14 protein-coding genes are annotated in these 14,839 nt (G+C 64.5%); 5 read left to right on the forward strand and 9 right to left on the reverse strand.

Annotated features, from left to right (window positions below; genetic code table 11):
• Nucleotide 1: 1 nt before the first annotated feature.
• From pseB to C666_RS04375, 4 genes are all read right to left on the reverse strand, one after another.
• Entirely contained in the window at nucleotides 2-1,000 is a 999-nt protein-coding gene (pseB, locus tag C666_RS04360; protein WP_004334242.1) for a UDP-N-acetylglucosamine 4,6-dehydratase (inverting), read from the reverse strand.
• A gap of 30 nt (nucleotides 1,001-1,030) precedes the next feature.
• Nucleotides 1,031-1,615, reverse strand: a complete 585-nt coding sequence (locus C666_RS04365; RefSeq protein ID WP_004334243.1) for a hypothetical protein — start codon at nucleotides 1,613-1,615, stop codon at nucleotides 1,031-1,033.
• 38 nt (nucleotides 1,616-1,653) lie between these two features.
• A complete protein-coding gene (locus C666_RS04370) occupies nucleotides 1,654-2,871 on the reverse strand; it encodes a Wzz/FepE/Etk N-terminal domain-containing protein (RefSeq protein ID WP_004334245.1) in 1,218 nt (405 codons plus the stop codon).
• Between the two features lie 83 nt (nucleotides 2,872-2,954).
• On the reverse strand, nucleotides 2,955-3,296 hold the full coding sequence (locus C666_RS04375; protein WP_004334247.1) for a nucleotidyltransferase family protein: 342 nt from the start codon (nucleotides 3,294-3,296) through the stop codon (nucleotides 2,955-2,957).
• A gap of 21 nt (nucleotides 3,297-3,317) precedes the next feature.
• On the opposite strand from C666_RS04375, the gene C666_RS04380 reads away from it, so the two are divergent.
• The 5 genes from C666_RS04380 (at nucleotide 3,318) to msbA (ending at nucleotide 9,905) form a co-directional block, all read left to right on the forward strand.
• The gene (locus C666_RS04380; RefSeq protein ID WP_004334248.1) at nucleotides 3,318-5,084 is read left to right on the forward strand and encodes a carbamoyltransferase family protein; all 1,767 of its coding nucleotides are present in this window, start codon (nucleotides 3,318-3,320) and stop codon (nucleotides 5,082-5,084) included.
• Nucleotides 5,071-5,991 (forward strand): glycosyltransferase family 2 protein, encoded by a 921-nt coding sequence (locus C666_RS04385; RefSeq protein ID WP_004334250.1) that lies wholly within the window; start codon nucleotides 5,071-5,073, stop codon nucleotides 5,989-5,991. Before C666_RS04380 ends, C666_RS04385 begins: the two co-directional genes overlap by 14 nt.
• Entirely contained in the window at nucleotides 5,988-7,130 is a 1,143-nt protein-coding gene (locus tag C666_RS04390; protein ID WP_004334251.1) for a glycosyltransferase, read from the forward strand. The genes C666_RS04385 and C666_RS04390 overlap by 4 nt, the downstream gene beginning before the upstream one ends.
• On the forward strand, nucleotides 7,123-7,989 hold the full coding sequence (locus C666_RS04395) for a glycosyltransferase family 2 protein (protein WP_245603873.1): 867 nt from the start codon (nucleotides 7,123-7,125) through the stop codon (nucleotides 7,987-7,989). The genes C666_RS04390 and C666_RS04395 overlap by 8 nt, the downstream gene beginning before the upstream one ends.
• Before the next feature lie 128 nt (nucleotides 7,990-8,117).
• On the forward strand, nucleotides 8,118-9,905 hold the full coding sequence (msbA, locus tag C666_RS04400) for a lipid A export permease/ATP-binding protein MsbA (protein ID WP_004334255.1): 1,788 nt from the start codon (nucleotides 8,118-8,120) through the stop codon (nucleotides 9,903-9,905).
• A 16-nt stretch (nucleotides 9,906-9,921) separates the two neighbouring features.
• Here msbA and C666_RS04405 read toward each other — a convergent pair whose 3' ends face one another.
• The 5 genes from C666_RS04405 to C666_RS04425 all read right to left on the reverse strand — a co-directional run.
• Entirely contained in the window at nucleotides 9,922-10,590 is a 669-nt protein-coding gene (locus C666_RS04405) for a BUD32 family EKC/KEOPS complex subunit (RefSeq protein ID WP_004334257.1), read from the reverse strand.
• A gap of 220 nt (nucleotides 10,591-10,810) precedes the next feature.
• Nucleotides 10,811-12,340 carry a lipopolysaccharide kinase InaA family protein gene (locus C666_RS04410; protein WP_004334258.1) on the reverse strand — a complete coding sequence of 510 codons (1,530 nt, stop codon included), beginning with the start codon at nucleotides 12,338-12,340 and terminating at the stop codon, nucleotides 10,811-10,813.
• Nucleotides 12,337-13,173 carry a lipopolysaccharide core heptose(I) kinase RfaP gene (gene rfaP, locus C666_RS04415; protein ID WP_004334260.1) on the reverse strand — a complete coding sequence of 279 codons (837 nt, stop codon included), beginning with the start codon at nucleotides 13,171-13,173 and terminating at the stop codon, nucleotides 12,337-12,339. The genes C666_RS04410 and rfaP overlap by 4 nt, the downstream gene beginning before the upstream one ends.
• Nucleotides 13,174-13,252: 79 nt before the next feature.
• Entirely contained in the window at nucleotides 13,253-14,389 is a 1,137-nt protein-coding gene (locus C666_RS04420; protein ID WP_004334262.1) for a glycosyltransferase family 4 protein, read from the reverse strand.
• Nucleotides 14,389-14,839: glycosyltransferase family 9 protein (locus C666_RS04425; RefSeq protein WP_004334264.1), on the reverse strand; the 451-nt coding region annotated here is incomplete at its 5' end. The genes C666_RS04420 and C666_RS04425, both read right to left, overlap by 1 nt.

Consider the following 14,839-nt stretch of genomic DNA (forward strand, 5'->3'; position numbering starts at 1 on the left):
TTCAGATCTTTCCGATTTTGTTCTGGTTGGCGGAAACCCAGGTTTGTAGCTCGGCGATGCTCATCCACTCAGTATTGTTGTCGCTGGTGTAGCTGAAGCCCTCGATGACTTTCTTGCCGTCCTTGATGCGCTCGGGGCTGGTGTCCCAGCCGTTGATGGCGGGCAGGATCTTGAAGTGTTCCGGGTACTCGTATGTATAGAACGAGTCTTCTTCGCCGATCATCTGTTCATGCAGCTTTTCGCCCGGACGAATGCCGACGAATTCGTGGGCGGCTTCTGGGGCAACGGCCTTGGCGAGTTCGGTGACTTTCATCGACGGGATTTTCTTGACGTAGATCTCACCGCCTTCCATGTCGTCGAAGGCGTGCCAGACGAGTTCGACGCCTTGTTCGAGAGATATCATGAAGCGGGTCATGCGTGCGTCGGTGATCGGTAGCACGCCTTTGTCCCCGATGGACAGGAAGAAGGGAATGACCGAGCCGCGCGAACCCATGACGTTGCCGTAGCGCACCACGGCGAAGCGGGTGGCATGGCCGCCAGCGTAGGCATTGCCGGCCACGAAAACCTTGTCCGATGCGAGCTTGGTTGCGCCGTAAAGGTTGATCGGGCTGCTGGCTTTGTCGGTAGAGAGTGCAACGACACGCTTGACGCCTTTATCGATACAGGCATCGATGAGGTTCATGGCTCCGTTGATGTTGGTCTTGATGCACTCGAAGGGGTTGTACTCGGCGGTCGGAACGATCTTGGTCGCTGCAGCATGGACGACATAGTCGACGCCGTCGAGTGCGCGGTAGAGGCGATCCTTGTCGCGCACGTCGCCGATGAAGAACCGCACCCGTGAATCACCCTGGAACAGCTTGGCCATCTCCCATTGCTTCATCTCGTCGCGTGAGAAGATGATGATCTTTCTGGGGTTGTACTTGGCCAACGTCATCGGGACGAAAGTGTGGCCGAAGGAGCCGGTGCCGCCGGTGACGAGAATGGTCTGGTTGGTGAGCATGGGAAGGTGTCCGTGAAGCGATAAATGGAATTAAAGGGGGGCGATAAGCGGGCCGCAGCGTTTGAACGTGACGAACTTGGTGAGCAGCAGGAACAGGAACGCCAAAGCCATGGCTGCCGGTACGGCAGCCATGGCGAGTAGTGGAACGAATGCAAAGCCTGCAAGAAAGAAGATCTGCAACGAGGCCAGATGACTGAAAATGATAGGCCGATCTTTTCGGCGTGCGTAGAGTCCGTAATGGGGAGTCATGCTGATCCTGGACAGGACCGCGGCCAGAACGGCCCAGTACAGCAGGCTGAAGTGGTGCGTGTAGCTGCGGTGCTCTAGCCTGTCGATTGCGCGTTTCATGGAGGCGCGATCGAGCCCTTGTAGGCGGGAGGTGCCAAACATGCAGGCGGTGGCGAGTATGCCAATAGCATAGAAGGCGAAGATGAAATCGAGCGTGTGTTGTGTGGGGGCGAGCCACACGTAGAAGACTGTGGTCGAAAGCAGGTCGTACAGCCCCATTTCGGCCGGCTCCAGAAATTTCGCCAGCACGAAAATGAGCGCGAACTTGCTTACCAGCGTGACGGCGGGCAGTGCGAGATTGAGAAGGCACTTGATGGAGGAAGGCACGGTGTAAAGCTGGCGGCGCGGACGACTGAGCGAGGCTGTCAGGCCTGGCTGCGTACTTCGTCCTGCTTGTTATCGTTCTTCCACCACGCGCGGACCAGTGCGACGAACATGCCCAGCATGCCACCCAGGACTCCGCCGAGCACCAGGCCCAGTGCCAGGCCGGGCTTACGTTGCTTGATCTCCGTGCCTTCCGGTGGTGCGACGAAGCGCATGCCCTGCAGGTAGGTATTGGTCCAGTTTTCGCGCTCGACATCAAGTTCGTTCCATGTCTGCTCGACGATATCGATGCTCTTGTCCTGGCTTTGGAATGCGGCGGTCTGGATGTTCATCAGCTCATTCAGAAAGGCCCGGCCGGTCGTCGCTTGCTGTAGAGCGTCTTGTGCCTTGCAGTAGTAGTCACGCTTGAGGGTGCTGGCAATGCGGTCGCGCTCGCGGCGAACGTCGGCAAGCTTCATGTCGGCTATCTGGATTTCCGTCGCAGTGAGTTGTGCGGCGGGTGACAGGAAGCGTTCGCTGCCCTTGTCCAGCGATACGATCTGGCGGTTGTCGATGGCAGCCGCACCCGGGGTGCGGGTAATGATGTCGCGCAGTGTGGCTGCGCGTTTTTCTTCTTGGCCGATGGCGAAGTCGTTGGCGATCTGGGCATTGCGCAACTCTTGTTCGCGGGTGCGGAAGTCGGCACAGCGGGCCAGCATGGTGCCTTCGAAGTTGACCCGGATGACAGTATCGCGGACGTATTCAGCCAGCAGGGGCACCGGGCTGCCTTGTGTGGGCTCCTTGTGTGCGAACTGGATGCGTATCCCGATCATGACGCCGGCTTGTTCATCTTCGGTCAGTTTTACGCCAAAAGCTTTCTGGTCTTTGTCAGTAAAGGCGAATTCCGGCTCGAGCGCATTCTTGAGGCCGTCGGGGTTGTCTGCCAGAGCGTGGAGCAGCTTGCCGTCCGCAGTATCGACCAGATTCGTGTTGTGCAGAAACTGCTGCAGGCGGGCGCCGCTGGAGAGCACGCTCTGGAAGCGTTTGTAGTTAGGGGCGGACACGCCGGGGGTCAGAAACAAACCGTCGGAGACGTACTTGGTCGACAGGATGCTTGCTCCGACGCCGAGGGCCGCACCTACGGCCGCGATGCCGATGATGAGGGCTTTCTGCTGCCAGATGGTGCGGACGAGTTGGCGCAGGTCGATTTCATCATCGTAGGCTTGGGGCGGCTGAGGTGTTTGCATGGAGAGACTGTACTGTAGGCTGTAGGCCGGCATTATCTCATGGGGATACGCGTTTCAAGAACAAGGCAATGGTAATAGTTCGTCAGGGCGCAGGGGCCTTAACGAAGCGGTATATGTTAATGGCGTGGTGGCGGGGGGCAGCCGGCTCCCAGATCGACGCCAACGCGCCGGATGTGATCGAGCAGTGCCGGGTTGTCGATCTGGTGCCAGAGGCTCAGGTCGATTTGCCATGGCAGCAGCAGTTCGTCGATCTCCATGTCCAGCCGAAGCAGATCGGGCAGCGCTAGCGTGGGGGCGACCAGGCAGATGTCGATGTCCGAGCCCGGTCGGTGCGTGCCCTTGGCGCGCGAACCATACTGCTGGCTATGGGGAGCCGCTTCCAGCAGCAGGAATGTCCCCAGCCACTGCGCGCTATAATCCCCGCCGAACTGGCTGGCGTTCGTGCGTCGGCCTGCCACTCATCCTCCAGAGGCAGATCCTTGTCCCTCACCATCCTCGGCCTTTCCGGCGCGCTCACCCACGACCCCTCCGCCGCGCTCTACATCGACGGCAAGCTCGTCGCGGCGGCGGAAGAAGAACGCTTCGTCCGCGACAAGCATGCCAAGAACCGCATGCCCTACGAATCGGCCAGGTTCTGCCTCGACTTTGCCGGCATCGAGCCCGCCGACGTGGATGTGGTGGCGATTCCGTTCGCGCCGGTCAGCCTGTTCGGCAAGGCGCGCTGGCACTACGCCAAGCGCTACTGGTACGCGCCCGATCGCGGGCTGGATGCGATCCTGGCCGGCAACCGGCGCTTCCGCCGCTACAAGAAGCGCATCGAATGGTGCCTTTTGCAGCTCGGTTTCGACCTGAAGAAGGTGAAGATCGAGCCGGTCGAGCACCACCTTGCGCATGCTTCCAGCGCCTACCATTGCTCCGGTTTCACCGAAAAGACCGCGATCATGGGCATCGACGGCAAGGGCGAGTACGCGACCACTTTCTTCGGCTACGGCGAGAACGGCCGCATCCACAAGATCAAGGAGTTCTACGATCCGGATTCGCTCGGCGGGCTGTACGGTGCGATCACCGAGTACCTCGGCTTCGAGATGCTCGACGGCGAGTACAAAGTGATGGGCATGGCGCCCTACGGCGATGCGACGAAATACGATTTCTCGCGCTTGGCCAGGTTCGAGAACGGCGAACTGGTCATCGACACCGAGTACGCCAACGTGATCGGCTTCCGCCGCTACAAGGAGAAGGGCAAGGGCTACTACTTCTCGCCCAAGCTCATCGAATGGCTCGGCCCGATGCGCCACGGCGACATCGCCGACGACCCCTACATCCATTACGCCGCGAGCATGCAGAAGCTGTTCGAGGATCTCGCACTGCAGATGATGGACCACTACCTGGGCGACATCCTGCGCGAGACGGGCCGACTGGCCTTCGCCGGCGGCGGCGCGCTCAACGTCAAGCTCAACCAGAAGATCATCGCTCGCCCGGAGGTCAAGGAGCTCTTTGTGCAGCCCGCTTCGGGGGATTCCGGCACCGCGGTGGGGGCGGCGTCATACGTGTCGGTGAAACGCGGTGTGCCGGTCGAGAAGATGGAGCACGTCTATCTCGGCCCGCGCTATATCAACGAAGAAGTCATCGCCGCCTGCGCCAAGCACCCGTCTCGGCCAAACTGGGAGGTGATCGCCGATGGCGACGCCGCCGTGCCGCGACGCATTGCCCGGATACTGGCCGACGGCCACCCGGTAGCGTGGTTCCAGGGCCGCATGGAGTTCGGCCCGCGCGCGCTGGGCGGGCGCTCCATTCTCGGCTGCCCGAGCGCGGCCGGTGTGGCCGACCGCATCAACGAGCAGATCAAGTTCCGCGAGCGCTGGCGCCCCTTCTGCCCCAGCATGCTCGACACCGTCGGCCCGCAGATGCTGCAGACCGGACATCCTGCGCCTTTCATGACCTTCACCTTCGAAGTGGCGGAAGAGTGGAAGACGCGCGTGCCCGAAGTGGTGCACGAGGACGGCACCGCGCGCGCCCAGGTGCTGAAGCGCGAGTTCAATCCGCGCTACTACGACCTGATGAAGGCGCTGGAGGAACTGACGGGCAATGGCGTGGTGCTGAACACTTCGCTCAACCGCCGCGGCGAACCGATGATCTGCTCGCCGAAGGATGCGCTCGACATGTTCTTCGGCTCGGATCTGCAGTATCTGATCATGGAGGACGTGCTGGTGGTGAAGGCCGAGGCTCACGAGAATGAGCCTGCCTGAGCCGCTGATCACGGTTGTCATTCCGGCCTACAACTATGCGGCGACTCTGGCCCGGGCCGTCGCCTCAGTGCTGCCGCAACTGGATGACGGGCCGGCCGAACTGATCGTCATCGACGACGGCTCGACCGACGCAACGCCGCAGGTGATCGACGCCTTGTGCAAGGCGCATCCGGGCCGGTTTCGCGCCATCCGCAAGGAAAACGGCGGCCTGTCGTCGGTGAGGAATCGGGGTATCCGCGAGGCTCGGGGCGGCTACCTGGTGTTTCTCGATGCAGACGATGAGATGCTGCCTGGCGCACTGGCTGCTTTTGCGGCTCATGTCGGCGCTCATCCCGAGACCCGCTTGGTGGTTGGCGGACACGATGCGATCGAGGCCGGAGGCCGCAGGCGCATGCACTTGCCGGCCGAACTGCCGGCCGATCCGTTCGGCCGGGTGAAGGGCTACCTGCTGGATAAGCACATCAGCCTGACGAATGGCGCCTGCGCCATGCACAAGCAGGTGTTCGAGCGAGGTGCGTATCCGGAGCATTTCCGCAGTGCGGAGGACATCCCGGTTTTCACCCAAGTTCTGGCGCACTATCCCTGCACCGTTCTGGCCAGACCGCAGGCCCTCATCTACAAGCACGACGACAGCCTGCGCCATCAGTTCAGCCATGCGAAGGCCGGCGGGCTGGCACTGGTGGACGAAGTGTTTTCGCCCCAACGGCTGGGGGCCGGCTTCGAGGCATTGCGGCCTGCCTACTATGTGCAGCGCTGCCTGTCACTGTTTCGCAGCGCATATCTGGCGGGCGACGCGGCGGCGGCGCGTGAGTACTTTCGCCGCGCGCTGGCGCAGGATTGGCGTGTGCTTTTCAAGACCGCGTATTCGCGTAAGGCGCTGCGCTTATGGCTGAGGGGGCGCGCATGAGCCGTCCGCTTAAGATTCTGCAACTGCAGAACCGCTATAACGTCAGCGCATCGGATCTGGCGGAACAGGTCATCGAGGGATTGCCCGCCGGCCAATACGAAGTGACGACTGCTTTCCTGCGCGGCCGCCCCGCAGCCGGAGAGCCCGAAAGCCGGGCGGTGCGCTCGATCTACTTCGAGTTCGACAAGGGGGCGACCAAGGGGCTGCGTCTGGGTCCATTGTGGGCCTTGTACAAGCATTGCAGGGACCAGCGCTACGACGCGATCATCGTCCATCGCTTCAAGCCCATCAGCATGCTGATGCTGTTGAACCGGTGGTTGCGCGTTCCTGCCTGTATCGGTGTCCTGCACGGCTTGGGAGAGTACGACCGTGCCTATAGGCGTTGGGCGATGCGCGCGCTCATCACGCCGGCATGGCGTTTGGTGGGCGTATCACGCGCGGTGCGCGACGATCTGCTGCATTGCGGCGCCGGTCTGGCCGATGCCCAGGTCCGCCAGATCAATAATGCAATCGACATAGATCGTGCCGAGCGTTTGCAGCATTCGCGAGAGGACGCGCGCGAACGCCTCGGCCTCGATCCCGGGCGCTTCATCTTTGGCACGATCGGGCGTCTCGTTCCTGTGAAGGGGCATATCCATCTGTTGGAGGCGTTCGCCCGGATTCGGCATGACCACCCGCAGGCCATGCTGGCGATCATCGGCGAGGGACGCTCGCGTGCCGAACTTGAGGCGCTCATCGCGCGGCACGACATGCAGGATCAAGTGCGCTTGCTGGGGAGCAGGGATGACGCTCTGCAATATGTCCGTGCGTTCGATGTGTTCGTGATGCCTTCGACCAGCGAAGGCCTGCCGCTCGCGCTGCTCGAAGGCATGAGTGGCCGCCTGCCCGTCGTGGGCAGCGATATCGACAGCCTGCGCCCCATCCTCGAGGATTGCGGCGGACGGGTGTTTCCGTCCGGGAATGCTCAGGCGCTTGCTGCCTGCCTGACGGACGTTCTGGCACTGCCGCAGGAGCAGCGCGCGGCCGAGGGTGAGCGTGCCTATGCTTATTTGCGCGCGGCCCATTCCATCGAAACGTTCCGTTGCCAGTACAAGGGCTTGCTGGATGAATTGCTTGTTCAAGGGGGCTGGCGTGGCTGAGGCGCCTCTCGTTACCGTCATCATCGCCTCCTACAACCATGCGCCCTATATCGAAGCGAGCATCGGCAGCGTTCTGGCGCAGACGTATCCGAGCGTGGAATTGCTGGTGGTCGATGATGGTTCGTCCGACGACAGCGTCGAGCGGATTCGGGGCCTGCAAGCCCGGTATGGGTTCGATTTTCGTGCGCAGCCCAATCAGGGCTTGGCGCGGACACTCAATGATTGTGTCGCCCGGGCACGGGGCAGCCTGATCGCGCCGTTCGGTTCGGACGACATCATGATGCCCGACCGCTTGGCCATCCAGGTGGCTTACCTGGCGGACAAGCCTGAGGTCGGGATCTGCGCGGGAAACATCCAGAGCATCGATGGCGAAGGGCGTGTCATTGCCAGGCGGGAGCGAGTGCGTTCTTTCCGCAGGCTGAGCTTCGAAGACGTCTTTGATTCGGACATACCGGGCGCACCGGCGCCCACGTTGTTGTTTCGCAAGGAAGCACTGGATCGGGTAGGGGGCTTCGACCCCGAGATACGCCTGGAGGATTTGCTCATCGCATTGAAGATCACCCGTGCGGGATACTTCATCGATGTTCTTCCCGACATGCTGGCCCAGTATCGGGTGCATGAGACCAATACCTACAAGAACAGGCGTTTCATGATAGACAACGTACTCAAGACATATGATCAGTTCCGCGATCACCCATCCTATGCGCGTGTCTGCGCCCGCTTTCTGAATTCGATGCTGCTCAAGTGCGCGCGTGACGATAAGAACCTGGCTTGGGAATTGGTGAGAGAAATACCATTCAGATACTGGAATATGAAGACAGTGAGGGGATTGTTGAGGTGCATGTCGCCATTGCGATGATTTCATGACCCGTCAAGCGAGGTATCGGGTAGGAACGGTGCCGGTGGTGGGAGAAGGTTGTCGTTTTCTGCGTGCTACCATCCGGCTGGCCCTGTTCTCAATTTCTTAGCCACAAGCTTCCTTTATCGATGAGTCGTCCTGACGGCCGGAGTGCGTCCAGCCTCCGCATCTACCTCCGCCTCCTGGGCTACGTCCGCCCCTACATCGGCACGTTCGTCGTCAGCATCCTCGGTTTCATCATCTTCGCTTCGTCCCAGCCGATGCTGGCGGCGGTGATGAAGTATTTCGTCGACGGCCTCACCGATCCCTCGGCTGCGCTCGATCTGGGGTGGAGTTTCGTGGACGGCGTTTCGCTGATGAAAGCCGTGCCGTTGATGATCGTGCTGATCGCCTTGTGGCAGGGCCTGGGGTCGTATCTCGGCAATTATTTCCTTGCCCGCGTTTCCCTCGGCCTGGTGCACGACCTGCGTGTCAGCCTGTTCGACAGCCTGCTGAACCTGCCCAACCGCTACTTCGACCAGCACAACTCCGGCCACCTCATCTCGCGCATCACCTTCAACGTGACGATGGTCACCGGGGCGGCGACGGATGCGATCAAGGTCGTGTTCCGCGAGGGGCTGACCGCGATCTTCTTGGTCATCTACCTGCTGTGGATGAACTGGAAACTGACCCTGGTGATGGTCGCGGTGCTGCCGGTAATCGGCGTGCTGGTGAGCCGCGCCAGCCGCAAGTTCCGCAAGCAGGCCAAGCGCATCCAGGTGGCGATGGGCGACCTGACGCATGTCGCATCCGAGAGCATCCAGGGCTACCGGGTGGTGCGCAGCTTCGGCGGCGAAACCTACGAGTCCGGGCGCTTCGTCCGTGCCAGTGTCGACAACACGAAGAAGCAGTTGAAGATGGTCAAGACCAACGCCGTCTTTACCCCCAGCCTGCAGGTCGTCACCTATGGCGCGATGGCGGTGGTGCTTTTCCTCGTACTGCTGTTGCGTGGCGATGCCACCGCGGGCGACCTGGTGGCCTACATCACCGCGGCCGGCCTGTTGCCGAAGCCGATCCGCCAGTTGTCCGAGGTCAGCTCCACCATCCAGCGCGGGGTTGCCGGCGCCGAGAGCATTTTCGAGCAGCTCGACGAGGCGCCGGAAGTAGACACCGGTACCGTGGAGCGCGACCGCCTGCAGGGGCATGTCGAAATCAAGGGGCTGGTTTTCCGCTACTCGGGGATGGCGCAACCGGTGCTGCAGGACATCGATGTCGACATCCCGCCGGGCCGCATGGTGGCCCTGGTCGGTCGCTCGGGCAGCGGCAAGTCCACGCTCGCCAACCTCATCCCGCGTTTCTACGACTATGGTGAGGGGCAGATCCTGATCGACGGCGTCGAGGCCCGCGACTACCGCCTGCGCAACCTGCGCCGCCACATCGCTCTCGTCACCCAGCAGGTGACCCTGTTCAACGACACCGTGGCCAACAATATCGCCTACGGCGACCTCGCCGGTACTCCGCGCGAGGCGATCGAGGCCGCGGCCGAGGCCGCCTACGCCAAGGAGTTCATCGACCGCCTGCCGCAGGGGCTGGATACCGAGATCGGCGAAAACGGCGTGACACTCTCCGGCGGCCAGCGCCAGCGCCTGGCCATCGCGCGTGCGCTGCTCAAGAACGCGCCCATCCTGATCCTGGACGAAGCCACCTCCGCACTCGACACCGAATCCGAGCGCCATATCCAGGCGGCGCTGGACCGCGCCACGACCGGCCGCACCACGCTGGTGATCGCCCACCGGCTGTCGACCATCGAGAAGGCCGACCTGATTCTGGTCATGGACCATGGCCGCATCGTCGAGCGCGGCACCCATGCGGAACTGCTGGCCGCCGGCGGACATTACGCCGGCCTGCACGCGCACCAGTTCCGCGAGGTGGATTGAGCGGCGCGGCGCCGGTTCAGCGCTCCGCGCCGTCGGTAGCGTCGAGCCACGCCTGCAGGTCTGGCGCCGCATAGCCTGTGCCCGCCTGCAGGGCATATGCTTCGGCGAAGGCCTTGCCGCCGTCGGCCAGCAGCCAGGCCCGGTCTTCGCGATAGCGCAGCAGATGGGCGAAATTGCGCTTGCGCTTGAAGCGGGAGAGCGGCCGGCTGCCGATCTTCATGTCCGCGATGTCGATCAGGCCGAGTCGACAGGATTCGCCGAGAACGATGTTGCCCAGGTGGATGGAGCGGAAGAAGATGCCGAGCCCGTGCAGTTCCGCGACGAAGCGGCCGAGCCGGGCGCGCAGGGCGGGGGCATCGGTTTCCGGGCCGGCGTCCCGCACGATCTGGCGCAGCGTGATGCCGGGCAGGGGATGGTAATGAACCACGTCGCGGCGGATGATCGGAAAGCGATGGACGTGGATCACCCGCGGACAGGGAACGCCCAGCCGGGCAAGCGAGGCCGCGTTGTCCACGAAGCGCTGCGCATAGGGGTACCACGCTGCAGACGACAACAGCCGCTTGCGCCGGAAGACCTTGAGGTAGCTGCCGTCGGGAAGCCGCAGCACCTTCTCGCCGTGGCCATCGGCTTCGATGACTTCGGCGCCGCCACGCAGAGCGAGATAGTCGGTTCTCTTGCCTGGCATGCCCATACGCCTGGAACATTACAGGTGTATTTTAGCTGCAATACGGTTCAGACAAGCGTGGCGGCTCGTTTCCGTGGGAGCGGTTTCAGCCGCGAAAGATATGGCGCATTTACTGAACAGGCATTCGCGACTAAAGCTGCTCCTACAGTGACGGGGAGCGTACTAAATGAACCGTATTGATTATATGAGTAATGCCATATCAGTCCCACCTCTGCCGGCTTCAGGCTGGGGGAAGGTGGGCGTCGAGCCAGCGCCACAGCGCGCTGTCCGCCGGCCAGTTGCGCAGCAGGCGGGCGCGGTCGCGGCGCCAGGCGCGGGCATGGGATGCCGCGCTGCGATGCTGCTGCATGGCATCGAGGTCGATCAGCACGATGCGCCCCGCATGCCACAGCAGGTTGGTGGCCTTCAAGTCGCCATGCGAGATGCGTTCGCGATGGAGGGTGGCGAACAAGGTGCGCAGGGCCTCGGCCTCGGCCGGCGGCGGGCCGTCATGCACATGGCCGGCCAGGTGCGTGGCCAGGTCCTGGCCGGGGCACCAGGCGTTGACGATCCAGGCCCGGCGGCGCAGCGGCCCCGCGCGCTCCTCGATCATTGCCAGCGGCGCCGGGGTGGCGATGCCGAGAAAGGCCAGTCGGTGGCCTTCCGCCCACGAATGCGCGGCCCGGCTCGGCCGCCAGGCGCGCGACAGGGCATGGCGGGCGCTCTTGATGTTGTAGCGCTTGATGACGAGCGCCTGGCCGTCCCGTTCCAGCCTTGCCACCGTGCACGTGCCGCCGTCCTTCAGCACGCTGCCGCGGGCGATCGCGCCATCCGGGTTGGCCAGTACGTCCGCCAGTCGTTCGGCCTCGTCGCGCACGGCGATCGCCAGGCGGTCGAAGCGCCTTTCGGCCTGGAACAGCGTGCAGTCGCGTTTCGTCTTGGCGAGGAAATCCCGGAGCCGCACCGCGCGGATGCGGGCGATCGCATTGCGCAGTGGCACGGGGTCGAGCGCGGGCAGGCCATCGCCGCCGCCTTCGCGCCAGATATCGATCAGGCAGGCCAGGTGTTCATCCCACGTGGACGGGAGTTGCGCCGCGAGGATGGCGAAGTTGGCGATGGCGTCGCCGGCCGGCAGCGGGCGGCCGGGCGCCAGGGCACGTACCGCATCGCCGTCAATGACCATCGGTTCGCCGCCGCTGAGGAGGAAGTTGCCCAGATGCAGGTCCTCCTGCGTCAGCCCGTGCGCATGCAGGCGGCCGAGCATGGCAAAGGCGGGGCGCAGCACGGCCAAGGCGGCCACATCGCCCGCGGGCAGGTGGGCGACGGTCTGCCAGCGTTCGTCCAGGCTCGCCGCGTCGGCAAGAAAATCCGTCAGCAGCACATGGCCGCCGCCGGCGAGTTCGCCGGCATGCAGCAGTGTGGGCGTGGGGATGCCTGCGGCCACCAGCGCGTCGATGCCCTGGCGCTCGCGCTGCCAGTGCCGCGCGCTGCCGGCCGCGATGAACAGCTTGGCCAGCACGCGCCGGCCGCCGAATCCGGCTTCGCCGACCAGGCGCTTGCCCGGCAGCACGCGCAGCAGTCGGTGCAGCGTCAGCATGCGTCCGTCCGCGAGGCGCACGGCGAACGGCAGGGGCGGGCTGCGCCCGGCGGCGCGCAGCGCCTCGGCGGTCTGCGCGCAAGCGGGGGGCGATGCGGCATTGCCTGCCGGATGGCCTGCCTGCTGCCGGCGCGGCCTTTCGCCTTGTTCGGGCGGGCGGGCGGCAGTGCTCACCTGCTTTCTCCGTTGCCGTTTGCCGCACCCGGTGCGTACTTGCGCAGGTAGCGCGCCTGCAGCTTCTCCGCCCGTTGTGCCAGTGTGCGCAGCAGGGCGGCTTCCTCGCGCAGCGTGTCGCGCAAGGGGCGCGCAAAATAGCCGCGCAGGAAGCGCAGCAGGTCGCGCTGTGTCAGGCCGATGTTCAGCGCCGAAAAATACAGCCCCGCCAGATCCTTGTCGCGCCAGCGGCGCGGCGTGGCATCGCGTACCTGGCTGCGGTGCAGGTCGATCAGCGATAGGCGCAGCGCGTCCGGCGTGGGTGGCGGATCGGTGTGCAGCAGGAAGTGGCACAGGTAGAAGTCGCGGTGGTTCATGCCGCCTTCGTGCATGCGCCGCGCCATGTCCGCCACGCGGGCGATCAGCGCGCGCTTCAGCGCGGGTGGCGGGGGCTGCACGGGCCAGTCACGGCAGTAGTCTTCGAGGCTGATCGTCGGCGCGAGCGCCTCGGTGACGATGAAGGAATGCCGGCGCGCCGGGTTCGCGCCGCGCTCGCCGTAGGCCACGGCATGCATGGTGGCGACGCCGACCTGCTTCAGGCGGGCGATGGCCTCCCATTCGTTGCGCGCGCCGAGCACCGGCAGGCGCAGCGACAGCAGGTTCTTGAATATCTCGCCCCAGCCGATGCCGCGGTGGATCTTGACGAAATACGCCCTGCCTCCGGCTTCGGTGCGCAGCGTGCGGCGGCCTTCGAGTTCGCGGAAGACTTCGCCTTGCAGGGCCTCGACCGCGTCGAAGGCGTCGCGGCCCTGCCACAGGCTGCGGAAGGGTTCGTCGAGGTGTAGCGTGCTCACTGGACGACCCTCCGGTTGCTGGTGCGACCACTTTCCCGTGGGAGGAGAGCGCCGCCTTCGGACGGCGGGGCGACGGCACTCATGCGCTTCGTCCTGTCGCCGGCAGGCCCAGGATTACGTCGGCGGCGCGCTCGGGCAGGCTGTAGAGGTCGGCCTGGCCGGCAAAGGCGAGGCCGTTGGCCTGCCAGCGCCGCCGCGCGTCGCCGTCGGCCAGCATGTCGGCCAGCGTGCGGTCGAGCCCGTCCTGGGCGAAGGGCTCGGGTACGACGCGGCCGGCATCGGCGTCGTCGATGTAGTGGGCGTAGCCGCACACCGCCGTCGCCAGCACCGGCAACCCGGCGACCACGGCTTCGAGCAGCACGGTGCCGGTGTTCTCGTTGTAGGCGGGGTGGATCAGCAGGTCGGCGCCGAGCAGGAAGCGCGGCACGTCGCTGCGCCCTTTCAGGAATTCGACGCGCTCGCCCAGGCCGAGCGCGGCCGCCTGCAGCTTGAAGGGCTTGGGGTCGTCCTGGCCGATCACCATCAGCCGGGTGCGGTGCTTCAGGGCATCGGGCAGCGCGGCCAGCGCCTTCAGGCTGCGGTCGACGCCCTTGGTCTTGAAGCCGGAGCCGATCTGCACCAGCAGCAGATCCTCCTCTCCCAGACCGAATTCACGGAGGAAATCGGCGCGGATGCCGGCCGCGTTCGGCGGCGCGCGGCGGTCCGGCGCGATCCCAGGCGGCAGCAGGTGGAAGCGGCTGGCCGGCGTGCCGTAGTGCTTCACGAACAAGGGCTGCTGCACGCTGGAGATCATCAGGATCTCGGTGCGGCTGTCCGGCCCGAACACCGCGCGTTCGTAAGCGGCGAAATGGCGGTAGCGGCCGCCGAGCCGGTACAGCGGATTGCGCAGCGTCTGCGCCTTGTCCTCGAAGCAGGGGTCGGCGGCGTAATACACGTCTAACCCCGGCATCTTGTTGAAGCCCACCACGCGGTCGGCGGGCCGGCGGGCGAGGTCGGCCTGCACCCAGTCGGTGTATTTGCGGTAGCGGTGGTGGTTGAACAGCGCCCGCGCCGGCACATGCACCACCTCGAAGCCGGGCGCCGCCTCGCCCTGCCATTCGAGCACATACACCCGGATCGCGTGGCCGCGCGCTTGGCAGGCCTGGGCGATGCGCAGGAAATCGCGCTGCATGCCGCCGAAGGGAAAGAACTTGTACAGGCAGAAGGCAAGTTGCATCAGCGGGCCTCGGTGGAGGGCGCTGCGCTGGCAGGCGCGGCGGCAAGTGCGGCGGAAGATGCGCTGGCGGATGTAATCGTGGACGTGGATGGAACAGGGGTCTGCCTGCCCAGCAGCACGGCCAGCTCGTGCCAGACGCGCTCGGGCGGCAGTTGGGTGAAGCAGGGCGGCTGGGTGAGTGCGAAATCCGGCCGTACCTTCTCCTCCGCCGTCGGCACATAGCTGCACTGCTTTTTCAGGCAGGGCGCGCAGGCGAAATCCGATGCCAGGTGGTGCTGGGCGAAGCCCCAGGCGCCGGTGAAGCCGGGATTGGTCGGACCGTACAGCGATACCGTCGGCACCGCCAGCGCCGCGGCGAGGTGGCCCAGCCCGGTGTCGACCGCGACGCAGGCGCGCGCGCCGGCAGTCTCGGCGGCGACGCCGGCCAGCGTCAGGCGCGGCAGCACCTGC

The sequence above is a fragment of the Thauera linaloolentis 47Lol = DSM 12138 genome (assembly GCF_000310205.1).
In the GTDB taxonomy this organism is placed as follows: Bacteria; Pseudomonadota; Gammaproteobacteria; order Burkholderiales; family Rhodocyclaceae; genus Thauera; species Thauera linaloolentis.

Bases quoted from the DNA above. Each gene is read 5' to 3' on its own strand.
- pseB (WP_004334242.1), bottom strand. From the start codon at position 1,000: ATGCTCACCAACCAGACCATTCTCGTCACCGGCGGCACCGGCTCCTTC.
- C666_RS04370 (WP_004334245.1), bottom strand. From the start codon at position 2,871: ATGCCGGCCTACAGCCTACAGTACAGTCTCTCCATGCAAACACCTCAG.
- C666_RS04385 (WP_004334250.1), top strand. From the start codon at position 5,071: ATGAGCCTGCCTGAGCCGCTGATCACGGTTGTCATTCCGGCCTACAAC.
- C666_RS04390 (WP_004334251.1), top strand. From the start codon at position 5,988: ATGAGCCGTCCGCTTAAGATTCTGCAACTGCAGAACCGCTATAACGTC.
- msbA (WP_004334255.1), top strand. From the start codon at position 8,118: ATGAGTCGTCCTGACGGCCGGAGTGCGTCCAGCCTCCGCATCTACCTC.
- C666_RS04405 (WP_004334257.1), bottom strand. From the start codon at position 10,590: ATGCCAGGCAAGAGAACCGACTATCTCGCTCTGCGTGGCGGCGCCGAA.
- C666_RS04420 (WP_004334262.1), bottom strand. From the start codon at position 14,389: ATGCAACTTGCCTTCTGCCTGTACAAGTTCTTTCCCTTCGGCGGCATG.